The following is a 24,024-nucleotide window of genomic DNA, read 5'->3' as shown; positions in this document are numbered from 1 at the left end:
GAAACCCATGCTCTGTTAAATGCGAGACAGAAATTACGTGTAGCCGTGAATCATACCCTATCCGCGCGGGGAGAAGGGAGAAGCGACGGCTGTTCCAGCATCAGGAACAGCTTCTCTACCGGCTGAGGTGGGCTGAGCAGAAATCCCTGGAGCTTATCGCACCCGGCGGCGGCCAGCGCCAGCCGCTGCGATTCCGTTTCGACGCCCTCAGCGGTAATGCGCAGGCCCAGCGAATGTCCGAGGGCAATCACCGACTCCACAATAGCATTTGCCTGGGCCTGAATACCCAGCAGTTCAATAAAACAGCGGTCAATCTTCAGGGTATCGACGGGAAACTGCATCAGGTAGTTCAGGCTGGAGTAGCCGGTGCCGAAATCATCCAGGGCGATACGATAACCCGCGCTGCGCAGTCGCTGTAGCAGCTCCAGCACCGGCTGTTGCTCCCCAAGCAGCACGCTTTCCGTGATCTCCAGCTCAAGCTGGTGCGGGCTGATACCGTGCTGCCGTACCGTGGCGCTGAGATGCGTAAAAAAGCTGGCCGAGAGAAATTGTAGCGGAGAAACATTGATCGATATCGTCAGCGCCGGACAGCGCTGCGCTATCGTGCAGGCCTCGCGGATCACCCAGTCTCCGAGCGGTAAAATCAGCCCCGTCTCTTCGGCGACCGGGATAAAATCCCCCGGGGAGATATTGCCCCAGTCGGGATGCGTCCAGCGCAGCAGCGCCTCCACGCCGAGCATCTTCTGCCCGCTGCTATCCATAATCGGCTGATACCACAGCGCCAGGTCGTCGGATCTGTCCAGTGCCAGGCGCAGTTCCTCCGCCAGCAGCTGGCGCTTCTGAATGGCTTTCCCCAGCGGAGGAGCATAACGGCGATAGCATCCGCGGCCGTCAGATTTCGCGGCATAGAGGGCAATATCCGCCATGCGCATCAGTTCCAGCCTGTGCCTGCCGTGTTGCGGCGCCAGGGCAATACCCAGACTGGCACCCACCCACAGATGAATCCCCTGTAGCGTGACCGGTTCGGTGAGCAGCGTAATGATCTGTTGGCAGAGCCGGGTGACGCTCTCGTCGCCCTGCTTCAGGTCAACGACCATGACAAACTCATCACCGCCCAGTCGTCCAATCACGTCCTCCCGGGCCAGTACACCCGCGAGCCGCTGGCTAACGTTGATCAGCAGCGCATCCCCCATCTGATGGCCGTAGGTATCGTTAATCATTTTAAAACGATCGAGATCGAGCAGCAGCAGAGCAAACTCGCCGCGCTCAGCAGGCAGCGCTGCCAGCCGACTCTCCAGCTCCGCTTCAATGGCGGCTCGGTTTGGCAGTCCGGTCAGCCCGTCCCGCATGGCCAGCTGCTGCGCATGATATTCGCTGGCCCGTAGCCTGCTCAGTGAGACGGTCAGCCGCTGCTGCGAGTGCCACAGCCGCCGGGTCATTAAAATGCACATCAGGGTGATGGCCAGCACGGCCAGGCTGACCAGCGGCGCGGTCACCATCAGCATCTGGCTACCCGGCCGCATCGGCTGCCAGGAGACGTCGCTGACGGGCAGATTTTGCGCTGAGGTGAGGGTAAATCCGGCGCTGTTGGGCATATCGGGCGAACGGGGAGTAAAGCGAAAGTGGCTGACCACGCCGCGATGTTCAAGGAAATCGATAAAACCGTCGTGCAGATAGCGGATGAAAATCAGTTTCTGGCCGTGACCTGCCGGTATGACACCGGCGGCCATTTCGGCCACGCGCTGGCGAATACGGACCACGTCGCCGGTGAAAGGGGGCGCTGCCCCGGCACCGGGCGTACTCAGCTGCACCAGCCAGGGCGCCAGCGGGTCTGCCACCTCCTGATAGCGTTCGGCAGAGACGGGGTTTCCGGCCAGCCAGGCGGCCAGCGGGCGGTTCCGGGCATCCAGCAGGTAAACCTCATCGTCACCGGCGAGTCTGTAGAGCCAGCTTCCCAGTGAGAGCGGGGCAGATTGAGGTGAATGAAGCTGCGTGGGGAGCGCTTCCCAGTTAAGCAGGTGACGATGCTGTTGCAGGAATTCACTCAGATGTTGGGAGAATATATTATTTATGACCTGCTTCTGCTTTTCCAGAGCTTTAGCATTGCTCAGGGTGGTGACCCACCAGGCGGTAAATCCGCAGCCGATAAAGGAGAACAGCACGACGGCCACCATCGGCGAAACAACGCTGCGGATAAACTGGCGTCGTAATCCGGTAGCCTGGCCCTGATCATCCGTCATTTCTCATCCTGCACAGACATATCTGTAATCGCTTAACCCTGACCCAACATGATAATGACATTACCTTATTATGCACTTTCATTAAAGTGACCTGCTGTTAAGGCAGGTCACTCGCGGCCGGAGAGCCGCGGCAGAAGGAGGAGAGGGGGCGAGGGGCGGGCTTTAGTGAGCGGTCAGGTTGCTCATGGGATCGGCGGTGACCGGCATGGGGGCCACGTCCGGCGGCAGGAAGATGTGATCCATAATATTTCTGACCAGCGGGGCGGCGGTAACGCCGTTGATGCCGCCGTTTTCGAGGATCAGCGCCATCGCCACTTTAGGATCGTTAAAGGGCGCGAAAGCGGTATAAAAGATATGGTCACGCAGTCGCATGGGGATCATTTTCGCGTTGTAGATCTGGTTCTGCTTCAGCCCAAACACCTGTGACGTGCCGCTTTTCGCCGCGATGCCATAAGGGGCCGTATGGAAGTATTTATAGCCGGTGCCGTTGCTGGCATTCGCCATACCGAACATCGCGTGGCGCACCAGACTCCAGTAAGGCGATTTGGCATCGCCAATCTGCTGCGGCGGCTGGGTGGGTTTCCAGGGGATCACGGTGCTGCCCTGCTTTTCCTCGTACAGCAGATGCGGCTGGATCGCCCGACCATTATTAATGAGCGTAGCCATCGCCTTGACCATCTGTACCGGGGTGGCTATCCAGTAGCCCTGACCAATACCCACGGAGACCGTATCCCCCTGATACCAGCCCTTTTTATGTACTTTGAGCTTCCATTCGCGGCTTGGCAGCAGGCCGTTGTACTCCTCGTTGAGATCGATGCCGGTGGACCTGCCGTAGCCGAACTGGCTGAGCATGGTGTGGATACGATCGATACCCATCATAAAGGCGACCTGATAGAAGAAGGTATCCGCTGACTCCTCAATGGCGCGGGTGACATCCAGCGTGCCGTGACCGGTTTTTTTCCAGTCGCGATAGCGCCGTTCGGTACCCGGCAGCGTCCAGGTGGGCGCGCCAAAAAAGGTGGTTTGTGGGGTGATCACGTGATTCAGCAGGGCCGACATCGCCATATAGGGTTTAACGGTGGAGGCGGGCGGATACAGCCCCTGGGTAACGCGGTTAATCAGCGGCAGGTCTTTATTTTCCAGCAGCGCCCGGTAGGCCTTACTGCTGATGCCTTTCACAAAGGGATTGGGATCGTAGCTGGGGCTGGAAACCATCGCCAGTACGCCGCCGTCGCGGGGATTTTCAATCAGCACGGCCGCGCGCTGCCCGACCAGCTGAGATTCCACATACTGCTGGAGGTGCAGATCGAGCGTCAGAGTGATATTTTTCCCTGCTACCGGCGGCACTTCTTTCAGCACGCGGATGACCCGACCGTGGTTATCCACCTCCACTTCCTGATAGCCGGTTTTCCCATGCAGCACGGATTCGTAGTAGCCTTCAATGCCCTGCTTACCGATATTATGATCCGCCGCGTAGTTCTCGCCGACGCCCGCTTTATCCAGCCGCTTAAAATCATTGTCATTAATTTTAGAGACGTAGCCCACGACGTGAGCCAGGTCGGGCCCGTAGGGATACTGCCGGTCTTCGTAACTGTTGATCGTCACGCCGGTAAATTTGAACTGATTGACTGAGAAGCGGGCGACCTCTTCATCGCTCAGCTCGGTTTTCAGCACCACCGGCTTATAGCGGCTGTTGGCATGGAGTGCGTGGGTAAAGGTGTCGATGTCTTCGGGCGAGAGATCGATAAGCGGCGAGAGCTGCGCCAGCAGGGCCTGTATATTCTGGATTTTGTACGGCAGAACCTCAATGTCGTACCAGGTGACGTTTTTAACCAGCGGAATGCCGTTGCGATCGAAGATGATCCCGCGAGTGGGGGCGATAGGGATCATTTTGATGTCATTCTGGTTGGATCGGGTCTGATAATACTGATTTTGCTCGATTTGCAGGTGCCAGAGATTGACGACCAGCGCGGTAAACCCTGCCAGAACCAGGGCAAAAGCCACTAATGCCCTGCGAACAAACAGTTTTTCTTCTTCTGCAAAATCTCTGAATTTCATTACCCGGCAGTCGCATTATTCTTTATCGTTAAGCGGGCTAATGATAGAGATCCCCTCACAAATCACGACCTGAAAGATGCATATCCGGCCGCTAAAGTGTGTCATTTGTTATCCATGTTACAAATCAGACATGTTATTCGCGCCGCAGGGGCACATACGGTAAAACCCGGATCCCGTCTATGCTTTACCCTGGTCGCAATGACAACACCCGCAGCTGCGGTGGTGCATGCAGTTTTTCAATCCGAACATCGATCCAGAGGCTTTTATGTCTGCGCTTTTTACCCCGTTCAAACTTAAAGACGTCACCCTTCGCAACCGCATTGCGGTACCCCCTATGTGCCAGTACAGCGCCGTTGACGGCGTAAGCAACGAGTGGCATCGGGTGCATTACAACGCCCTGGCACGTGGAGGTGCAGGACTGGTGATCGTCGAAGCGACCGCCGTATCGCCGGAAGGACGGATCACCCCCGGATGCCTGGGGATCTGGAACGACGAGCAGGCAGAGAAGCTGGCGCAGATCGCGCGTGAAATTAAGGCCACGGGTGCGGTGCCGGGCATTCAGATTGCGCACGCCGGACGTAAGGCGAGCGCCAACAAACCCTGGGAAGGCGATGACCATATCGCTCAGGGCGATGCACGCGGCTGGGAAACCCTGGCGCCCTCTGCGGTGGCGTTTGGCGCTAATCTGCCTCAGGTTCCCCATGCAATGACGCTGGACGATATTGCCCGCGTTCGTCAGGACTTTGCGGATGCCACGCGTCGCGCACGTGAGGCTGGCTTTGAGTGGCTGGAGCTGCATTTTGCTCACGGTTACCTGGCCCAGAGCTTCTTCTCGGTCCACTCCAATCAGCGTCAGGATGGCTACGGCGGAAGCGCCGAAGGGCGCGGTCGCTTCCTGCTGGAAACGATGGCGGCTGCGCGCGAGCAGTGGCCGGAGGATCTGCCGTTCACCGCTCGCTTCGGCGTGATTGAATTTGACGGTCGGGATGAAGAAACCCTGTCAGAGTCGATTGCGTTGACCAAAAAATTCCGCGCAGGCGGGCTTGATCTGCTGAGCGTCAGCATTGGTTTCTCTACGCCAGACGCGAATATTCCCTGGGCTCCGGCCTTCCTGGCACCGATTGCCGCCCGCGTGCGCGAAGAAGCGCAGATCCCGGTCGCTACCGCGTGGGGGATCGATTCACCGCCGATTGCCAATCAAACCATCGAAAAAGGCGAGCTGGACCTGGTGATGGTCGGCAAGGCGCATCTGGCTAACCCACACTGGCCGTACCAGGCCGCGCTGGCGTTAAAGCAGGATCAGCCTTCCTGGGTTCTGCCTGCGCCTTATGCACACTGGCTAAACCGCTATCGCGTTAGCGAATAGTCGCAACACCGGCGGGGGCGTCGATCGCCCCCGCTATTGCCCGACCTAAATCTCCCGTCTTCCCCGTTCCGCCCATATCCGGCGTCAGTGCCTCTTTATACGCGCTGTTGGCCAGCACGCTTTCAATGGCTTTCACCACCGCAGCGGCGGCCATCACCCTGATGCCCTCCGGCATCACTTCTTTACCAATACCGTCTCCGGGAATAACGGCAATTTTGTATGTGGCAGCGATCATTGCGGGCTCCGTGATGCAAAATGTTCAATCTGAGTACGGATTATTATTATGCAGAAATCGCGCGGTGAGTATCGATGGGAATGTCGCGAAAAGTAGAAAATTCAGCCGTTTTCCGGCTCAGAACGGAATTTTATGCGCACCTGGCTCAGCCAGGGCGCAGAGGAATACCGCGTTACTTTTTAGCTTCGCCGGGCATAAAAACTTTCAGGCAGCGATCGACGCCCTGCTGCATTTCACGCTTCTGAGCGGCACTCATTTTCTGATAGTGGGCAATGGCGTCATTGGCGGAGGCCACATCAAACTCCACCTTATTCACCGCGTAAGAGGCGTTTTCATTCACGATCACCTCATTGAGCTTCTCTTTAAAGGCATCAGGCCCTGGCGGCACGCCAATATCATTGATCACCACGCAGGCGGCGGCGTAGTAGTGCGGATCCGGCTTATGGGGTCTGAAATTAACGTAAAGCGCGATGGCGACGGCAATCACCAGAATAAGGGTGCTGAGGGTACGGGTGTTGATCATAGCGGTGGTCCTGGGAAATGAAGCGGTAAAGCTTAGCGCTTCATGATGGGGGCAGCCAGTGATAATCACGCCGCTGTGCCAGCGGCATTCAGCGACCCGGGCGATTCATTGCACGGCGGCAGCCCGACCCGCGTTGCGCAGATGGCGTTGGCATGGATACGGGGTGAACCACCGTGCTGACAGGCTGCTTTATCAGCCCGCTGAGCGTAAGCGGGTCTACAGGCTGATATATTTCCTGAACAGGGCGCGGGTGCCATAACCAGGACCGGTTCCTACGATGGCATAAACCATTTTAATCAGGAACTGCGAGATGATAATCGACTTAATGACATCGGCGCTCAGGGTGTTATAAAAGGCCAGCGTACAAAATATAATGCTATCAAGCGCGGCGGCAACCGTTGAGCTGGCGATAACGCGAACAAACAGATAACGCGATTGCATCAGGGCTTTTATTTTGCATAACAGCCAGGAGTTGACGTTTTCAGAGACGATATAGGCCACGGAAGAGGCAATCAGAACGGCAGCGATACTGTCAACGATTTCACTCCATGCCGCGCCCAGCCGCCACTCCTGCAGGCCCGGCAGCGCGGCAGTGACCATCAAGCCCAACACAAATAATATATTGGCGATAAAGGAAAATATAATCGCTCTCCGCGCCAGCCGCAGGCCGTAAAATTCATTGAGGATATCTACCAGAATAAAAGTGAGCGGGTAAAGGAAAACGGCAGGTGGCACAATCATATGCAGCCAGGGAATATTGACGGGTTTTACGCCGGTGACCGTGCAGAAAATATAAATTACGCTAAGCGAGAGGGCGATAATCATATATGTAAACCATGAACGTTCACGCCGGTCCTTCATATCGCCAGCGCGTAACGCCAGTGAGGATTTATTCTCACCACGCTTTCTCATCATGTACTCGATATTACTAATAATATTAGATTTTCTTTTTAGTGCTGAAGTTTTCATCAGTGCGGAAGTGCTGTTTTGTAAACGCTGTAGCATGACACTACAGGATGCAAAAAGGGTTTTCCACGTTAAAATTTAAGGCGATACGTGCATCTCATTATTGATGTGCAAATAAAATAATTTAAAAACAATAAGTTAGTATTCTTGTGGTCATTTTACCATGCTTTTTGACCACTTTATTGTTGACCGGGTAATATGACTAATGCTTAACTGAATCATAAGGCACCACAAAACAGAACCAGTAATTACCCTAACTAAAATAACGACATATGATCGTAACAAGCAAAACTTTTTAGCCACACCAGGGAAATTTTTTTAAAGCCGCACTATTTAGCCCGACAGGCGGCGAGTGAGAATTCATTTGCGGTAGCGAAGCCGCGCAGGCCGCCGACCAGCACCGACATAAGCTGGGTACCGACCTGCTTCTCCGTCAGGCCAACGGTATCAAGCAAATCAAAAATCTCACGCGGATCAAAGAGGATATTCCACAGAAAAACCGCTTTATCCCCAATATCAGGAAGGTCCATTTCCCCCATGGCTTCCCTGAGTGCAGGGCGCACGGCATCAGCCTGCACCAGCAGATATTCAGCCCCTTCCCACAGCCGCTCGAGGTAGCCCCGGCGGTTACGCATCGGCACCATTGCGGCACCGCGTTCCCGTACCAGTTTTATCCAGTAGCGGCTGACGTTTTCCAGCTTCTCCAGCCCTGCACAGGTTTGTCTGCGGCTGAATTCCAGCAGTAGCAAACCCACATCATGACGGTAGGTGTTTAGCACTTCTTCAACAGAGGTAAACTGACGATAGGCGGTTGCGACGGAAACGCCCGCCTCGGCGGCAATTTCCGTCATGCTTATCGGATTTTCAGAGCGTTCAAAGAGCCTGGCCGCCGCCTGAATCAGGTTTTTACGATTTCGTTCTGTATCGCTGCGCATCATTTTTCCCGTCATTATCGATCCTTGTTAATCATCCCTTACTTAAGGCCAGCCAGCCCCCGTTTCAAACGGCGGACACCTTCGCTGATCGCCTCACTGCTGGCGGCATAGGAGAGCCGCAAATAGCCTTCGCCTGCGGCGCCAAATTCACTGCCTGGCCTGACGGCAATGCCCTGTTCACGCAGTAATGCCACCATATCAATAGCGGGTATCGGCAGCGAGTAGGAAGGAAAGCAGTAAAATGCGCCTTCCGGCTCGTTTAGCGCCAGCTCCGGGATGGCCCTCAAGCCGGTCATCATCAGCTGGCGGCGTTCGCGGTATATATCATACATACGTTTGACGTCATCTTTACACTCCCGGAGAGCAACCAGCGCGGCGCGCTGAACGGCACTGTTTACCGAGCCGTTTACGGTATTATGCACGCGTGCGGCGGCTTTGATCATCGCGGTGGGCCCCGCGAGGTAGCCGACCCGCCAGCCGGTCATGGCATAACTTTTTGAAAACGTCTGGCAATAGATCGTTCGGCCTCTAAATTCCGGCACCTGGAGCACCGAGGTAAAAGGGCGGTCGGTAAAGACCAGATCGCTGTAGGCTTCATCGGCAATCACCCGGGTATCGTGAAAGGCCGCCCATTTAGCCAGGGCCTCAATTTCATCGCGACGGTGTACGATCCCGGTCGGATTGCCTGGGTTACAGAAGATAAACAGCTTTGCCCCCTCCAGCACCTGGCCGAGACGCGTCAAATCCCAGTGTAGATCGGTCCGGCACGGCATGGGCACGCATATACCCCCCGCCATATTGACCAAATCCGCATACAGGGAGTAGGTCGGATCGGGAATAACCACCCGGTCGCCGGGATTAACCATGGAGAGTATTGCCGCGGCCAGCCCGGCAGTGCCGCCGTGAGTGACCAGAATCTCGCCGTCGCCCACCGGATTACCGCTCTGCGTCGCGACCTCTTCTGCCAGCGCCTGGCAGAGCGCCTTATCACCCAGCAGGGGAGCATAGTGCGTATAGCCGTCGTTCAGGGCATCTACCGCTGCCTGCACGATGCGCGGCGGCGTTGCAAAATCGGGTTCGCCCATTGCCAGCGAGATCATATCGCCGGTTGAGGCCGGCTGCTGTACGCGTAGCGAGCTACGTTCAATGCGAAGTACCGCCTCAGCGGCTTTAAAATCAGAAACGGACATGGTTTTTACCTCTGCGTAATGTCGGGTTCAGCGGGCCTTTTCGCGCTCTGCCTGGCACGAAGGGGGAGCATTTTTCCAGCGGCTCACCTCGAGATCGCCGGAAATATCCCGCTGGTAGGTCGGTGCAACAATCAGTTCTTCAATGACCGTGCGTGACGGGAGGCTGGCGCAAAGCAGGATGGCTTCGGCGACATCCTCCGGCTGAACCATATTTTCGCGAATGTGCGCGTCGGGCGGATTGGCGCGGTTATCCATAATCGGCGTATTCACCTCGCCGGGCAGAATTGAGGTTGAGCGGATCCCCTCGTTGCGGAACGTGTTATGCAGATAGGTCATAAAATTTCGCACGCCAGCCTTGGCCGCACCGTAGGCTGCGCCGCCCAGCAGATTGGGTCTTAACGCGGCCAGTGAGGAGACGGTAATTATGGTGCCGTTCTGTTGACTGAGCATGGCGGGAAGGACCGCCTGGGTCAGCAGAAAAACCGCTTTCAGATTGACCTCCTGTACCTGGTCCCACTCCTCCTCTTCGATCCATCTGGCGTTAAGCGTCCTGCTGGCGCTGCCGGCGTTGTTAACCAGAATATCGACCCGGCCAAACTCGCCGATCGCCCAGCCAATCAGCGCGTCAACGTCGGACCTGCGGGCAATATCCGCCGCGAAGGCCCACAGCTGGCCCGGAGGGGCGTTATCGGCGCTGAACTCACTCTTAACATTATGACTATTATGACTGTTTAGATCGTTCTGCCCGTTCTGCCCGTTCTGTTTGTTCTGCCCGTTCTGCAAACCCTCGCTCAGTTCGGCCACCACCTCATCCAGCACCGCCTGTCGGCGTCCCACCAGTACCACGCGCGCGCCACGCGCCGCAAAGGCCGCTGCTGCCGCCTTACCGATGCCACTACCGGCACCGGTGATAATCACAACTTTGTCCGTCAGTGATTGCATACTCGTTAGCCCCTTTTTATGTCGTTGCTGTCCACGCCGTAATCCCGTCGTGCACCTTCGTCGGTAATGTAGCCCTCCTGGAGATCCCAGAGGATGGCGCTGTGGCAGCGTTCGGCCACCGGCATTTTCCCGCCGCCGCCCGGCATCTGGATGATCACCTCTTCGCCTGCGGGGATATCATGACGCCCGACCGGTTTGTCCAGCGGTTTACCGCCGATCGCCACATGGTTAGGGGCGCCGGGTGCCGCGCCAAGCACGCCCTCAGCGGGATGCCGCTGCCGTGAATAAAACATGCTGTGCGATACCGGATAGCGGCTGGTGTTGCGGATAACCATGCGCTGCGCCACGCCGCCCCGGTAGCGACCCGCACCGCCGGAATCGGGCACAATCGCTTTCTCCAGAAACAGCAGCGGGGTGGCGGACTCGATCAGCTCCACCGGCGTTGAGGACATATTGCCGGGGAACCCGGTCACGATGCCATCCGCCGCCGGACGCGCGCCGGTTCCGCCATTCACACACAGGCTTTCAACGAAGCGCTGCCCGTCGTCAAACTGCCCGGCAAACACGTCGCAGGTGACCGGCGCGCTGCCGGAGTGGCCCATGACGCGGTCAGGCATAATATCGGCAAGGGCAGAGAAGATGGCGGCATGAGCCATATGCCCCACGCGGTTACGCATTTCAACCGCGCAGGGCGGACGGGCGTTGGCAATGGAGCCTTCCGGTGCGGTCACGGTAATAGATTTAAAGCAGCCCTCGTTATTTGGCAGATTTGGCTCAAGCAGGCACTTCAGCGGATAGACGCTGTAGGCATAGGTGAACGACATGGGGCAGTTGCTGCCAAAGGGGGATTCCGCCGAGGATCCGGCATAATCAATCACGATCTCGCTGCCATTAACGATAACGGCCACGTTAAGGTGAATGTCTCCTTCATAATCACCGATATCGACTGCCGCTTCATAGCGACCATCCGGCACGGCCTCAATCGCCCTGCGCATGGCCTGTTCGGTCAGCGCATGAATCTTCTGTGCCAGCGGCGTAACCGAGGTGATATTCAGATCGTCCATCAACCCCAGCAGTCCGTTGGCACCCACCTGGTTGGCGGCCAGCATGGCATGCAGATCGCCCTCTACCCGATCGGGGGAGCGGACGTTAGCCAGAAAGAGATCGAGCAGCTGCTGGTTTACTTCTCCCTCGTGCATCAGTTTGCTGGGCGGGATCAGAAAGCCTTCCTCGAACATATCCCGCGATGAGCCCATATTCAGCGAGCCGCCGATATCCGACATATGCGCAGCCGACCCGGTAAAGGCGACCAGCTTCCCCGCGCGAAACACCGGGGTGACTACGGTGACATCATTAAGGTGACCCGTGCCCAGCCAGGGATCGTTGGTGATCAGGCTGTCCCCCGGCTTAAGGGTGTCGGCAGGGAATTTGGCCAGCAGATGCCGTACGGTGGCAGGCAGGGTGCCAATAAACACCGGGACGCTGGTTTTCGGCTGAGCCAGAGAGCTGCCGCTTTCATCCATCAGCAGGCAGGAGTAATCGCCCACTTCGCGAATGATGCTGGAGAAGGCCATATTGACCAGGGTGGCCGCCGCCTCTTCCGAAATGCTCACCAGCCGGTCCCAGGTGATGCGTAAGCCGATAGGATCGTCGAGAAACTGTAAATTATCAGGGGTTGCAGAGGTCATCAGTTCAGCTCCATCAAAATATTACCTTGCTCATCCAGCGAAGCCGTCGCGCCGGGACCAACATAAATCGCACACTCTTTTTCCTGGAGCAGCGCCGGGCCGGAGATGGCCTCACCCGCGACCAGCAGGCTGCGCGGGATCACGCGGCAGGGGCTGAACCCCTCCTCGCGACCGGAGTAAACCTGTAGCCTCTTCTCCTGCGCTTCGGGTTCCGCGTGATGCAGGCGATCGGAGGTGTTCAGCGCGGGCGGGGTCATCTGGACGCGGCCACGCCAGTTCACTACCTCCACCCCCTGACCGGGCAGGGTACGGCCAAAACGGGCGAAGTGCGCGGTTTCAAAGGCTTCGGTCAGCGCCTGAACGTCGCCGTTCTCCAGAAAGCCCGCGGGCAGGGGCACGGTCAGTTCCGAACCCTGGCCGATATAGCGTACCCCGGCCAGTCGCTGCTGGCTGGCGCTGGCCGGATCAACATTGGCCGCGGCCAGCGTGCTGAAGGCCTCGTCAAACCCTTCGGCAAATACGGCCCGGATACGGGCGATATCCACATCCTGCTGTAAAGGGCAGCGATCGCTGCGAACAAAATCCGCGCTCGGTGGGGCAGTCAGTAAACCAAACGCGGAGTAGACACCCGCGCCATTAGGGAAACAGACGCGCTTTATGCCCAGATGTTTTGCCAGTGACCAGGCGTGGCTGGGGCCTGCGCCACCAAAGGCCAGCATGGTCATTTGTGAAGGGTTAACATTTTTCTCAACTGAATGGGTGCGCAGCGCCTCAGACATTTTGCTGTTCGCTACTTCATGAATGCCCCAGGCCGCATCTTCAATGCTCAGGCCCAGCGGCTCCGCGATCCGACGCATCGCCTGGCGCGCCGCCGACACGTCAAGGCGCATCCGGCCACCGAGGAAGGCGTCGGGGTCCAGCAGCCCCAGCACCAGATTGGCGTCGGTGACCGTTGGGTGCTCGCCGCCGCGCCCATAGCAGGCCGGGCCGGGCCAGGCGCTGGCGCTTTCCGGGCCGATCTCCAGCAGACCCAGCGAGTCCACGCGGGCAATGCTGCCGCCGCCCGCGCCGATTTCAATCATATCCACCACCGGTAATTTGACCGGCAGGCCGCTTCCCTTAAGCAGACGGTCGGCGCGGCCCACCTCATAGTCGGTAGTAATCGAGGGTTCCCCGCCGTTAACCACGCAGGCTTTGGCGGTGGTGCCGCCCATATCAAATGCCAGCAGCTGTTTGATCTGATTACGACGGGCAAAGGCCGCGCTGGCGACGATACCGCCCGCCGGCCCCGATTCAATGATGCGGGTTGGGTAATCTGCCGCCACCTGCGGGGCCATCAGACCGCCGTTCGAGCCCATCACCAGCCACTCACAGGTGAAGCCCCCTTCGCGCAGCTTGTTCTCCAGGTTCGCCATATAGCGGCGGGCTTTCGGCTGCACGAAGGCGTTCATCGCGGTGAGTACGCCGCGATCGTATTCGCGGATCTCGCGGGAGACTTTATGTGACACCGAAATTGAGACGCCGGGCAGCGCGCGGCTGAGCAGCGATTCCAGCTGATTTTCATGTTCGGGCCAGGCATAAGCGTGCATACAGAGTATGGCCACTGCCTCATAGGCTTCTTCGCGCAGCGTGGCCGCCAGCGCCGCCACCTCTGCCGGATCAACGGCGGCGATGACCTCGCCCCGCGCGGTCACACGTTCGGTAATTTCATACGCCTGCGAACGGGGCAGCAGGGGCTGAGCGGGAGCGCCGTTCAGATCGTAGATGTCGTAGCGATATTCGCGTCCGAGCACCAGCACGTCGCGGAAGCCGCGGGTGACCACCAGGGCCGTTTTGGCGCCGCGCCGTTCAAGCAGCGCGTTGATCGCCAGCGTGGTGCCGTGCGTGAGGGTATGAATATCACTGGCTTTCAGTCCGGCAAGCGCTATCAGCTGCGTTAGCCCGGTATAGGCGCCTTCAGAGGGATCCTCAGGCGTGGTCAACGTTTTATGCCGGATCGTTTCGCCGTTACTGTCATTGATCAGCACCAGATCGGTAAAGGTGCCGCCGATATCAAACCCGATACGCCAGGGGGACGCATTTTTCATAATGACCTCAGAGTGCAGAGTGGATGCCGCAGCGTGCAGCCGTTATTCATCGGTAAGCGGTTTGCCGGCCGTTTCTTTCAGGTAGATCGCGCTGATTAGGGTCAGGGCAGCGGTAAATATCACCATATAGCTCGGAATGCTGGCGATGCCGGTCAGGCCAATCAGCCACGTCATCAGCAGCGGCGCCGAGCCACCGAAAATCACGGTGGAGAGATTGAAGCCAATGCTATAGGCGCTGTAGCGCACGTTGGTTGGGAACATCTCCGCCAGCGTGGCCTGAATGACGCCCGCATGACCGGCGAAGGCCAGCGCCAGCAGGATGGCCGCCATACAGGCCAGCGGCATCATACCCAGCGTCAGCAGCCAGAAGCACGGCCAGGCCAGCACCGCCATGGCGATGGCCGAGGCAATCAGCAGCGGACGACGCCCGAGGCGATCCGAGAGCCAGGCCATCATGGGAATAGCGGCGATGATGGTCAGCAAGCCGCAGGCGGTAACCATCAGACTTTGTACCTGCTGAAAATGCATCACTTTGTTCAGGTAGGTCGGCATATAGACAAACAGGATGTAGTATCCTGGCCCGTTAACGGCGGGCAGGGTGATGGCCAGCCCAATCGCTTTCAGGTGGCGCTTTGAGGTCAGGACTTCACGGATCGGGTTGCGCTTCACGCGCTGGCTGGCTTTCACCATCTGGAAGTGGGGCGTGTCCTGAATGCGGGTACGGATATAGACGCCGATCATCGCCATCGGGATCGCCAGAAGGAAAGGCACGCGCCACATCCAGCTGTTTACCGCCGCTATACCGAAAATATTGATCATGCTAACGATCAGCAGGCTGCCGAACAGCAGTGCAATAAAAGATCCCATCACCAGCGGCGACATCACCACTGCCCGTCGGTGATCCTCGGCGTATTCCGCCACAAAGGATCCGGCACCGGACACTTCGCCACCGGCAGAAAAACCCTGCACGATACGCAGCAGAATTAACAGCGCGGGCGCGGCCCAGCCAATGGTCTGGTAGCCAGGCAGCAGCCCAATGGCAGCGGTCGCCAGCGAGATCATCAGCAGCAGAATAGCCAGCAGCTTCTGACGGCCCAGACGATCGCCAAGGTAGCCACAAATCAGCCCGCCAAAGGGCCTGACCACAAAACTGACCGTGAACCCAAGATAGGTCAGCATCAGTCCCGCATCGGTCATGCTTTTATCGCTGGCGGAGAACACCAGCACCAGCGAGCTGACCAGTAACCCGTAAATGCCGTAATCGTACCATTCCACAAAAGATCCAACGCCGCCGGCGAGCGAGGCGCGGCGTACGACGTTATTTTTCGTCACTCCATTCCGTGGCAACGCGTAACGCATGGGTACTGCATGTGATTTATTCATCGTTTTGCCCTGTGTACGTGTTGAAAAGCGGCCGGGCCTGCTGTCGAAAGCCGGTCGTGGTGGTGTTGTTATTGGTATTGACGGGTCACTTCTGCCGTCATTTCTGCTTCACGTCTCGCGACCTCCTTCACGGCCAGCAGCACCGCTTCGGCGCGCCAGAGCGGGATAATGATGATGCCGTCATCGTCGCCAACCACAATGTCCCCGGCGGCGCAGACCACGCCACCGAGCGCCACGGGTTCACCGATGACGCCCGGCCCATTTTTAAACGGACCGGCGGGCGTAATGCCGCGGCTGTAGGTAGGAAGGCCGGTGGCGGCAATGACTTTGCGATCGCGTACCGCGCCGTCAATGACCTGAGCGGCTGCGCCTGCATGCTGGAAACGCTGCGTCAGCTGCTCACCTACCAGCGCCCGGTCGGTGTGACCCTGACCGTTGATCATCACGACGTCGCCCGGCTGGATAACATCCAGTGCTTTAATCACCGCGGCGTTATCGCCGGGCGTGACCAGCACCGGCAGCGCAAAGCCGACAAAATGCATGCCTTCACACAGCGGAACGATGCCGGCGTCACACATATTTAGCCGCTCCATCGCATCGCCGATGTTAGCGACGGGGAAATCAGCAAAGGCGGCCAGCCATTTTTTATCCGGGCGTTGCCAGGTTTGAGAAATACGAATTTCAGCGTTTTCCAGTGACATTTCTGTTGCCCTCAAAGTGAAAATAAATTATCAACTGAGAATCTTTTATCATTTTAAAAATTACAATTGCAACGTATTTTTTTTGACCGTTGAGGCGATAAGCGAGATGGGGTTTATTGAGGGTTGCGCTGTCTGGTTTTCCGCAACTCACTGTATTTTAATGATTAAATAATTTTAATTAAGTGGTTTTTTGCGGGCTTTCATATTTATTACCTTTAATTTATTAAAGTGATAACTCTCATAGTGTTTACTTATAATAACTTTTGATTCAGCGCACAAAATAAGTGCGAAAAAATCATTTATAATGATCCTTCTCACATTTATGGTGCAAAGAAAACCTGCCTTTAAATTAATCTCTGTGCGGTTCGCTATTTGTCGCAGAGAAGAGAATTTTTTTGACTCGATAATGGCACCAACATAGTGCATAGCCTTTGCCGCCGAAGATTTTCGCGCTGGTGGCATCAGGGATGTTTGCTGTCGTTGCGGTGATACGGAGGTTAGCCCAGCCTGGCATCAGGGATGTTTGCTGTTGTTGCGGTGATACGGTGCAAAGCCCTGCGGGGACCGTTGTCACGCGGACACGCCGCAAGCACATCCGTGTGGGCTCGGCTCGCGCATCCCTGCGCTCGACGGTCCGCTCAGCCAACGGTCCCCGCCTGGCCTCGGGCTGTGTTGTCGCTGCTAAAAATCTCGCCATGCCCAGCCTGGTAGCTGGGATGTTTGCTGTCATTGCGGTGATACGGTGCAAAGCCCTGCCTGGCATCTGGGATGTTTGCTGCCGTTGCGGTGATACGGTGCAAAGCCCTGCGGGGACCGTTGTCACGCGGACACGCCGCAGGCACGTCCGTGTGGGCTCGGCTCGCGCATCCCTGCGCTCGACGGTCCGCTCTGCCAACGGTCCCCGCCTGGCCGCTGGTTATACAGTCGCTGCAAAAAACCTCTTCACGTCCGGCCCCGGCCTACAAAATATTCGGCAGATAAGGCTGTCGTAATCGGAGCAGTTTTTGACCTGCCTGCAAACAACACAGCCCTGCCACCGGAGCAGATGTTGACCTTACTGCAAACAATATCGCGCCAGAAGACGGTGTTGCGGAGCAGAAAAGCCGGGTCTCTGCCGCAGGGATGCGGCAGTGAAGCCCCCAGAGAGGGGTTTACGGCGCCCCGGCGTTCTGACCCGCAACATAGCCCTGTCACCGGAGCAGGTTTTGCTCTTCCTGCAAACAACACAGCCCTGCCACCGGAGCGGGTGTTGACCTTCTTTCAAACAACACAGCCCTGTCACCGGAGCGGATTTTGACCTGGCTGGCATCTGTAACGTTTATTATCGTTGCGGTGATAAGGTGCTAAGCCCTGCGGGGACCGTTGTCACGCGGACGCGCCGCAGGCACGTCCGTGTGGGCTCGGCTCGCGCATCCCTGCGCTCGACGGTCCGCTAAGCCAACGGTCCCCGCCTGCCGCTGGCTATACAGTCGCTGCAAAAAACCTCCCCACGTCCGGCTCGGGCCTACAAAATATTCGGCAGATAAGGCCGTCGTGATCGGATCAGGTTTTGACCTTAGCCACGGACAGAGAACCCGCAGCCCATTCCGCAGCCAGAAGGCGGTGTTGCGGAGCAGATAAGCCGGGTCTCTGCCGCAGGGATGCGGCAGTGAAGCCCCCAGGGAAGGGTTTACGGCGCCCCGGCGTTCTGACCCGCAACATAGCCCTGTCACCGGAGCAGGTTTTGCTCTTCTTCTAAACAACATAACGCGGTCACCGGGGGTGGCTGCCGTTGCGGATATACGGTGCAAAGCCCTGCGGGGACCGTTGTCATGCGGACACGCCGCAGGCACGTCCGTGTGGGCTCGGCTCGCGCATCCCTGCGCTCGACGGTCCGCTAAGCCAACGGCCCCCGCCTGGCCTCAGGCTATACAGTCGCTGCAAAGAAACCTCCCCACGTCCGGCTCCGGCCTACAAAATATTCGGCAGATAAGGCTGTCGTAATCGGAGCAGGTTTTGACCTTAGCCACGGCCAGAGAACCCGCAGGCCACTCAGCGGCCAGAAGGCGGTGTTGCGGAGCAGATAAGCCGGGTCTCTGCCGCAGGGATGCGGCAGTGAAGCCCCCAGGGAGGGGTTTACGGCGTCCCGGCGTTCTGACCCGCAACATAGCCCTGTCACCGGGCAGGTTTTGCTCTTCTTCTAAACAACATAACGCGGTCACCGGGGGTGGCTGCCGTTGCGGATATACGGTGCAAAGCCCTGCGGGGACCGTTGTCATGCGGACACGCCGCAGGCACGTCCGTGTGGGCTCGGCTCGCGCATCCCTGCGCTAGACGGTCCGCTAAGCCAACGGTCCCCGCCTGCCGCTGGCTATACAGTCGCTGCAAAAAACCTCCCCACGTCCGGCTCGGGCCTACAAAATATTCGGCAGATAAGGCCGTCGTGATCGGATCAGGTTTTGACCTTAGCCACGGACAGAGAACCCGCAGTCCATTCCGCAGCCAGAAGGCGGTGTTGCGGAGCAGATAAGCCGGGTCTCTGCCGCAGGGATGCGGCAGTGAAGCCCCCAGGGAGGGGTTTACGGCGTCCCGGCGTTCTGACCCGCAACATAGCCCTGTCACCGGGCAGGTTTTGACCTCTCTGCAAACTACAAAGGTAAAACTATGATGGGGATGAATTGCTAAAAATATCTTTATAGTCACGATACTAAAATTTGTATTCCCAAAACTAAATCAACCGAATGATAATACCTTACGTGATTAGCTATGGCGTTAAATTATATTTTAATCAGTAACTTAATCAAAACCTAACTTCAATAGTTTATACCTCTTTCACTCATAGGTTTCCTGCCAGCTAATTAAAAAGCAAAAAAAATTAATATGTATTAATGTTTGCAGTGTCAGGCAAATATTCTAATTTCTTAACGTACCGGAGGTTCTCCATGTTTATAGATGATGATGATAAAAAACGGTACGTCATAATGGGTGAGGCAGCGATAAGCCTGCTCTCCTTTAAGGTAGAAATCAGCTTAACCGCGCTGCTCGGCAGGCTGGCAGAAATGGGTGAGAAGGAAGAGGATGATGAACGCCTGCTCGACATTTGGGCCACCCGGAGATGGCTGCAGCGTTTCAGACAGCGCGGCCAGGCGACAGAGACTCCTTCTGACGTACCCGACCGGGTTCAATGCTCCGGTAGCCTTAAGGGCCTGGCAGATTTCAGTTTGGATGAGGTCGCCATAGCGCGTAAAGCCTGACCAGAGGTAGTCATGCCTGAAAAACTGTACAGCCCGTGCTGAAGGTGGAGCCATATTGATAAGCGACCGTTGGGCGCACGGATGCGCGAGATAACAGAACCTGGAGTAACCCACGCCGCGTCTGCGCGGTGTAAGCCGCAGCCGGGGCGGACTTCCAGGCTAACAGGCCGATTGCCCAACCGCATATCTTCTTACCTGTACATAAAACTGATACCCGTCCTGTAACGTTCACACGTTGTATTGCTTTCTGCAGGTTATTTATAATTCGTTGATAAACAAGGCTAAGCATTTTTTGCAAAAGAATAAAGGTATCGTAAAAACGTTATCTCTGTACAACTTTAAAAAAGATGTATAACTTTAGCGCTCAGTAACATCAACACTTTCTAAACTTAACGACGTAGAGGCATTTACATGCGCCAGGACAGCTCAAATCCAGTAATTGAAGCCGATATCAGACGCTATTTTAATGAATCTGTAATGCCCTCGCAGCAGGAAACCATGGGACAAATCGTGGTTGAGATCCTGCGGGCGGGTGGAAATCTAAATCGTAAAGCCCTCTGTACCAAACTGCTGCGTCGTCTGGAACTCGCCTCTGGTTCTGAGCAGGAAAAGCATCTGCAGGAGCTTATTGGTATGCTTTTTGGCCGTGGAGAGTAAGTTTTACGTTCTCAACAGAATCCGAGAAGTGGCATGCTAAGAAATAAACAAGAAAAGCTGGCTGATATTTTGCTCGGCGAAGCCGTACTTGCACTCCTGCGCGGTGCTGCACCTGTCAGCACCACAGCGCTGCTGGAACAACTGAATGCAATGGCGGCTGCCGAAAAAGACGCTGAATTAAAAAGTGCCTGCAAATTCGCCATCAGCGAAATCAGACGTTACCTCGCGGCCGGGCGTTCTCAGGCGGTGCTAAATGACAGCGATCGCGACACTGTTATTCACGTACTAAATAACGACGGTCCCGCAGACGGCACGCGGAGGCACTAGGCTACATCCTCTCCCGCAGGCCGGGGGCGTCACAACGTTATTAATCAGTGCCTTCAGTCGGAGTATTATCCGGGAGGCGATTACCTCCTCCATTCTTATCCTCTGCTTTGTTTCCCTGTACGCATCTGGTGATGTTCCCTGTACACACCTGGACATTTTCCCTGTACGCATCTGAAAATTAAGGGTGATACTTTGCTCTGCCCGCCGGTTGCACCATGCATAACGCAAACAGGGCATGGACCGCTACAGGGCGCTCTGGTTAGCGCATCAAGCGCCTGAAGTTCTGCTTATTGGCAGGGCTCGACCCTTGATACTCAATAAAACACCTGCTGAGAAGCTCACTACCAATCCCTTGCTAAAAATATCCATTCAGATTTCCCCAGCCAGGGGTATTGCGCTGCTATCAAATGACAAAAGACACGCCTTTCATCACCCCGTGTAACAATAAAATAACCTTATAACTTAAGAAAAATTTGTATTTTAACCCATGGGTTGTGTAGGCTTATAGAAACCTGCTGACAGAACACATGATTGGGGAATTCAGGGAGAAATAATGACAGAACAGATGCATGGTGTGACTCTTTTCTTTGCGCTTATCCATTCAGCGATCCTGATCGTGGGCGGGGGTTTGGTTTATGGTTTGTTAAGACTTAAGATAAACAGATATGGTAGAAGCCTTCCCCGTGGTATTGCGCGGGTGCTGCTATTGCTGTGGTGCGTGACGTGCCTGATGCCCGTCGTTACCCATACCATGGCGTGGCGCGGTGCCGCAGGGGGCGAGGGATATAGCGACCTTACCATGCAGCTGATGATCTCCCTGGCCAGCCCGCAGAGTGAGGCGTTAATCGCCGTCGCACTTATCGCGCTGGGAGCACTTATGGCGAGCGTGGGGTTACGCCGGAGGCAGGCAGGGGCCAGGCCCTGAAATTTTTTCGCGTCAAACTGTGTATGGGTTTTTTCACGCGGGTTGCTGATAAACCAGCATAAAGTGTTATCTAATGCCTTTCTCCTGACGGAATGTACTGTCCTCTTACAATTTAATTTCCCTTCTCAATCAAATTTTTTAGCATTGCTGCCGATAACCGTAGCTGTACAACTATGGAAATTATTGTACAGAGCAGAAACGCACCAGAGGATAATGCAATGCTAAAAAATATAATGAGAAAAAAGGTCGCCAGAACCGTAATACACCCTGATATACCCGTCGTGAATGAATTACAGCCCGCCCGCTGTCAGGACAGTAAAGATCACGTTTTACTCCAAAGCCTGATGGCGATCTCCGGGCAAGGGGTATGGGCGATCGAGGGTGGAAATTATCAGCCAACGACCAGCGTCTGGCTCTCATCTAAAGCATGTGGGCTGCTTAATCTGCCCCCTACGGCCAGCATAACGTTGGCTGACCTGATTCAGCGGGTTCATGATGATGAGAGAGAGGCTTTCCGGCTGTTTATCCGGCACGCGGTGAATCATGCTTTCGGTTCAGAAGCAAAGCCGGGCAGGTATCGTTTTCTTGTAGAGGAGCAGGGCTGGCAGTGGTTTAGCGTCGCCGCTAAATACGTTTCCGGTGATGCACACTCTGCCGCCCTGCTGACCGGGATAATTGAAAATATTCAGGACGCTGTCGATCACAACACCGAATATGAGATCCTGTCTACCCGCTTTAACCTCTCACGAGAGATGTTGAACGATGGATTATGGGATCTGAATATCATCAATGGCAATCCAATGAACCCTTCCAACGTCTTCTGGTGGTCCCCACAGTTCAGAAGATTACTGGGCTTTGAAACCGTTGAAGAGTTTCCTGATGTGCTTGAAAGCTGGACTTCACGTCTGCACCCGGAAGATAAAGGGTTTACGCTGGATGCTTTTGGCGCCCATCTGATGGATAAAAGCGGTCAGACGGGTTTTGACCTTGAGTATCGCTTAATGCTCCGCAGTGGCGAATATCGCTGGTTCCGCGCCCGTGGGCAGACCCGACGCTCGGCGGATGGAACGCCACTGAGGGCGGTTGGCGCGCTGATCGACATCCAGTCCCATAAGGACCGTCTGGTTCACGACAAAATGGAAAAGAGCAGGCTGGAAAGTACCGCAGAAACGGCAAAAGAGATCGCCGAACTGGTCTCAGAAAATGGCAATATCGCGGCGCAAATCAAGCTTATATCACTCAATGCCAGTATTGAAGCAGCCCGGGCGGGGATACATGGGCGGGGCTTTTCTGTAATTGCCAGTGCGATACGAGGTCTGGCGGAACGTACGGCTGATATCACCGACCAGATTTCCCGACTTCAGAAAAGAATCAGTCATAAGCCCTGATTTTAAATTGCGGTTAAATGATGAGGAATTCATCAAAGGCGGCCAGGTTAAGTCCCGTAGGGGGCTTTTCTGCTGATTTTTTTGGATGCAGACATAAAAGGTGAGCTCGTCCCTGAGTCACCTGCACCTGGGTAGGCGCTTATGAGCTTTTAAAGCATATAACATACAGGCGCTTTGACAAGGCTGACCTTCAGTTTAAAATGCTTTTACATCAAATAGTTAGCTTGTTAAGTTTTTAAATGCGCGGTAAAACAATCACTTAAGTAAACAATATTCATTACTAAGAATCGTCTCATTTTAGGTCCAGACTAAATTGCGCTTTTGCTGCAAACTTTATCTTTCAGGCTGGCGAGCGTACGCGCCAGCGGCCAGAAATCGCATGAAAAGAGCGTACCCGTCGCGCTCAGCGTTTTTCTGAGTACTGTCAAATCCGCCAGATCCGTTTTGTCACTGCAGTACAGAACGACGTTCCCACTGGGTACGCGACAGTAGAGCACGGTGCGAAACTGATTTATCAGTGACGTAAACAGCGGGGAGTTTAAAGCGGGCATCTGATGGTAGTTCAGAATAAGCCAGCCGTCCGGGCGCAGGTTTCTGATACAGCTATCGAAGAAAAGCGTGTTTTCCTGCAGAGGAAGCATCGCATCGGCGGTGTACAAATCAGAAAATATATGGGAGTAACTTTTTCCGCTTTGCCGGGAGATAAAAGCTTCCGCGTCATCAATATGATAGGTAATATTATTATTTTCTGGCAGTGAGAAATATTTCCGCGCCACATTCAGCACTGTTTTTCTCAGCTCAACGACGCTGACTTTTAATGACGGGTCATAGTGATCCAATGCCCGAACCAGACTTCCCCCTCCCAGTCCAAGAATAAGCACCGAATCCGTCGGGCTTAGCGTAATACCCATCAGCATCGCTTTGATATAATTATGAACGGGTAAAAAGGGCGTATCAATCCGCATTCGGGTTTGTTCATATATGCTGTAAAAGCTCATGATGCGGTATTTACGATCGTCTGTTACCGTCACGTTGCCGTAGTCATCATATTCTTTACAGACCTGATCGCCTTTAATGCTGAAAAGATCTGTGTCGCCAAAAAAAATGCTTTTTTTCATTTTAAATCCAGGGCCAATCCTTTTGCGCAGCGTAAAGTGGTTAACGTGCGGGAGATGCATAT

General features: G+C 55.7%; 19 protein-coding genes. 6 read left to right on the top strand and 13 right to left on the bottom strand.

Annotated features, from left to right (window positions below; genetic code table 11):
- Window positions 1-50 precede the first annotated feature (50 nt).
- Window positions 51-2,240 (bottom strand): putative bifunctional diguanylate cyclase/phosphodiesterase, encoded by a 2,190-nt coding sequence (locus tag AC4PCC_RS16980; RefSeq protein WP_492125309.1) that lies wholly within the window; start codon window positions 2,238-2,240, stop codon window positions 51-53.
- Window positions 2,241-2,402: 162 nt separating this feature from the next.
- Window positions 2,403-4,298, bottom strand: a complete 1,896-nt coding sequence (gene mrdA, locus AC4PCC_RS16975) for a penicillin-binding protein 2 (RefSeq protein ID WP_492125308.1) — start codon at window positions 4,296-4,298, stop codon at window positions 2,403-2,405.
- Between the two features lie 265 nt (window positions 4,299-4,563).
- Between mrdA and AC4PCC_RS16970 the strand changes: the two genes are divergently transcribed.
- Complete coding sequence (locus AC4PCC_RS16970) at window positions 4,564-5,664, top strand: NADH:flavin oxidoreductase/NADH oxidase (RefSeq protein WP_492125307.1); 1,101 nt, start codon at window positions 4,564-4,566, stop codon at window positions 5,662-5,664.
- Here AC4PCC_RS16970 and AC4PCC_RS16965 read toward each other — a convergent pair.
- The 10 genes from AC4PCC_RS16965 to AC4PCC_RS16920 all read right to left on the bottom strand — a co-directional run bounded on the left by AC4PCC_RS16965 (window position 5,654) and on the right by AC4PCC_RS16920 (window position 16,314).
- The gene (locus AC4PCC_RS16965; protein ID WP_492127610.1) at window positions 5,654-5,899 is read right to left on the bottom strand and encodes a hypothetical protein; all 246 of its coding nucleotides are present in this window, start codon (window positions 5,897-5,899) and stop codon (window positions 5,654-5,656) included. The two genes, AC4PCC_RS16970 and AC4PCC_RS16965, sit on opposite strands and share 11 nt — an antisense overlap.
- Window positions 5,900-6,071: 172 nt before the next feature.
- Window positions 6,072-6,422, bottom strand: coding sequence for a hypothetical protein (locus tag AC4PCC_RS16960; RefSeq protein WP_492125306.1), 351 nt, complete (start codon window positions 6,420-6,422; stop codon window positions 6,072-6,074).
- A gap of 216 nt (window positions 6,423-6,638) precedes the next feature.
- The gene (locus tag AC4PCC_RS16955) at window positions 6,639-7,391 is read right to left on the bottom strand and encodes a queuosine precursor transporter (protein ID WP_492125305.1); all 753 of its coding nucleotides are present in this window, start codon (window positions 7,389-7,391) and stop codon (window positions 6,639-6,641) included.
- 326 nt (window positions 7,392-7,717) lie between these two features.
- Window positions 7,718-8,338 (bottom strand): TetR/AcrR family transcriptional regulator, encoded by a 621-nt coding sequence (locus AC4PCC_RS16950; RefSeq protein ID WP_082804167.1) that lies wholly within the window; start codon window positions 8,336-8,338, stop codon window positions 7,718-7,720.
- Between the two features lie 23 nt (window positions 8,339-8,361).
- Window positions 8,362-9,513, bottom strand: coding sequence for a pyridoxal phosphate-dependent aminotransferase (locus tag AC4PCC_RS16945; RefSeq protein WP_492125304.1), 1,152 nt, complete (start codon window positions 9,511-9,513; stop codon window positions 8,362-8,364).
- A gap of 27 nt (window positions 9,514-9,540) precedes the next feature.
- Entirely contained in the window at window positions 9,541-10,455 is a 915-nt protein-coding gene (locus AC4PCC_RS16940; RefSeq protein WP_492125303.1) for an SDR family oxidoreductase, read from the bottom strand.
- 5 nt (window positions 10,456-10,460) lie between these two features.
- Window positions 10,461-12,143 (bottom strand): hydantoinase B/oxoprolinase family protein, encoded by a 1,683-nt coding sequence (locus tag AC4PCC_RS16935; protein WP_492125302.1) that lies wholly within the window; start codon window positions 12,141-12,143, stop codon window positions 10,461-10,463.
- Window positions 12,143-14,230, bottom strand: coding sequence for a hydantoinase/oxoprolinase family protein (locus AC4PCC_RS16930; RefSeq protein WP_492125301.1), 2,088 nt, complete (start codon window positions 14,228-14,230; stop codon window positions 12,143-12,145). The genes AC4PCC_RS16935 and AC4PCC_RS16930 overlap by 1 nt, the downstream gene beginning before the upstream one ends.
- Window positions 14,231-14,272: 42 nt before the next feature.
- The gene (locus AC4PCC_RS16925; RefSeq protein WP_231877625.1) at window positions 14,273-15,562 is read right to left on the bottom strand and encodes an MFS transporter; all 1,290 of its coding nucleotides are present in this window, start codon (window positions 15,560-15,562) and stop codon (window positions 14,273-14,275) included.
- A 119-nt stretch (window positions 15,563-15,681) separates the two neighbouring features.
- Window positions 15,682-16,314: an RraA family protein gene (locus AC4PCC_RS16920; RefSeq protein ID WP_492125300.1), complete on the bottom strand. Its 633-nt coding sequence runs from the start codon at window positions 16,312-16,314 to the stop codon at window positions 15,682-15,684.
- 2,921 nt (window positions 16,315-19,235) lie between these two features.
- Here AC4PCC_RS16920 and AC4PCC_RS16915 point away from each other — a divergent pair.
- The 5 genes from AC4PCC_RS16915 (at window position 19,236) to AC4PCC_RS16895 (ending at window position 22,844) form a co-directional block, all read left to right on the top strand.
- Complete coding sequence (locus AC4PCC_RS16915) at window positions 19,236-19,547, top strand: hypothetical protein (protein ID WP_492125299.1); 312 nt, start codon at window positions 19,236-19,238, stop codon at window positions 19,545-19,547.
- Between the two features lie 411 nt (window positions 19,548-19,958).
- The gene (ycgZ, locus tag AC4PCC_RS16910) at window positions 19,959-20,204 is read left to right on the top strand and encodes a regulatory protein YcgZ (RefSeq protein WP_067706422.1); all 246 of its coding nucleotides are present in this window, start codon (window positions 19,959-19,961) and stop codon (window positions 20,202-20,204) included.
- 33 nt (window positions 20,205-20,237) lie between these two features.
- Window positions 20,238-20,531 (top strand): hypothetical protein, encoded by a 294-nt coding sequence (locus AC4PCC_RS16905; protein ID WP_492125298.1) that lies wholly within the window; start codon window positions 20,238-20,240, stop codon window positions 20,529-20,531.
- Between the two features lie 553 nt (window positions 20,532-21,084).
- A complete protein-coding gene (locus AC4PCC_RS16900; protein ID WP_492125297.1) occupies window positions 21,085-21,456 on the top strand; it encodes a hypothetical protein in 372 nt (123 codons plus the stop codon).
- A 218-nt stretch (window positions 21,457-21,674) separates the two neighbouring features.
- Window positions 21,675-22,844 carry a methyl-accepting chemotaxis protein gene (locus tag AC4PCC_RS16895; protein ID WP_492125296.1) on the top strand — a complete coding sequence of 390 codons (1,170 nt, stop codon included), beginning with the start codon at window positions 21,675-21,677 and terminating at the stop codon, window positions 22,842-22,844.
- 308 nt (window positions 22,845-23,152) lie between these two features.
- Here the strand turns inward: AC4PCC_RS16895 and AC4PCC_RS16890 are convergent, their stop codons facing one another.
- Complete coding sequence (locus AC4PCC_RS16890; protein ID WP_492125295.1) at window positions 23,153-23,962, bottom strand: spermidine synthase; 810 nt, start codon at window positions 23,960-23,962, stop codon at window positions 23,153-23,155.
- Between the last annotated feature and the right edge of the window lie 62 nt (window positions 23,963-24,024).

It is taken from the genome of Erwinia sp. L03-1, from assembly GCF_058686115.1.
Note: the sequence above shows the minus strand (reverse complement) of the source record. Positions and strands in the feature narration are given on the sequence as shown.

Coding starts and splice junctions, on each gene's coding strand:
- AC4PCC_RS16890 (WP_492125295.1), bottom strand. CDS start 23,962: ATGAAAAAAAGCATTTTTTTTGGCGACACAGATCTTTTCAGCATTAAA.
- ycgZ (WP_067706422.1), top strand. CDS start 19,959: ATGCGCCAGGACAGCTCAAATCCAGTAATTGAAGCCGATATCAGACGC.
- AC4PCC_RS16895 (WP_492125296.1), top strand. CDS start 21,675: ATGCTAAAAAATATAATGAGAAAAAAGGTCGCCAGAACCGTAATACAC.
- mrdA (WP_492125308.1), bottom strand. CDS start 4,298: ATGAAATTCAGAGATTTTGCAGAAGAAGAAAAACTGTTTGTTCGCAGG.
- AC4PCC_RS16935 (WP_492125302.1), bottom strand. CDS start 12,143: ATGACCTCTGCAACCCCTGATAATTTACAGTTTCTCGACGATCCTATC.
- AC4PCC_RS16980 (WP_492125309.1), bottom strand. CDS start 2,240: ATGACGGATGATCAGGGCCAGGCTACCGGATTACGACGCCAGTTTATC.
- AC4PCC_RS16950 (WP_082804167.1), bottom strand. CDS start 8,338: ATGACGGGAAAAATGATGCGCAGCGATACAGAACGAAATCGTAAAAAC.
- AC4PCC_RS16930 (WP_492125301.1), bottom strand. CDS start 14,230: ATGAAAAATGCGTCCCCCTGGCGTATCGGGTTTGATATCGGCGGCACC.
- AC4PCC_RS16945 (WP_492125304.1), bottom strand. CDS start 9,513: ATGTCCGTTTCTGATTTTAAAGCCGCTGAGGCGGTACTTCGCATTGAA.
- AC4PCC_RS16970 (WP_492125307.1), top strand. CDS start 4,564: ATGTCTGCGCTTTTTACCCCGTTCAAACTTAAAGACGTCACCCTTCGC.
- AC4PCC_RS16915 (WP_492125299.1), top strand. CDS start 19,236: ATGTTTATAGATGATGATGATAAAAAACGGTACGTCATAATGGGTGAG.
- AC4PCC_RS16940 (WP_492125303.1), bottom strand. CDS start 10,455: ATGCAATCACTGACGGACAAAGTTGTGATTATCACCGGTGCCGGTAGT.
- AC4PCC_RS16955 (WP_492125305.1), bottom strand. CDS start 7,391: ATGAAAACTTCAGCACTAAAAAGAAAATCTAATATTATTAGTAATATC.
- AC4PCC_RS16920 (WP_492125300.1), bottom strand. CDS start 16,314: ATGTCACTGGAAAACGCTGAAATTCGTATTTCTCAAACCTGGCAACGC.
- AC4PCC_RS16965 (WP_492127610.1), bottom strand. CDS start 5,899: ATGATCGCTGCCACATACAAAATTGCCGTTATTCCCGGAGACGGTATT.
- AC4PCC_RS16960 (WP_492125306.1), bottom strand. CDS start 6,422: ATGATCAACACCCGTACCCTCAGCACCCTTATTCTGGTGATTGCCGTC.
- AC4PCC_RS16905 (WP_492125298.1), top strand. CDS start 20,238: ATGCTAAGAAATAAACAAGAAAAGCTGGCTGATATTTTGCTCGGCGAA.
- AC4PCC_RS16900 (WP_492125297.1), top strand. CDS start 21,085: ATGACAGAACAGATGCATGGTGTGACTCTTTTCTTTGCGCTTATCCAT.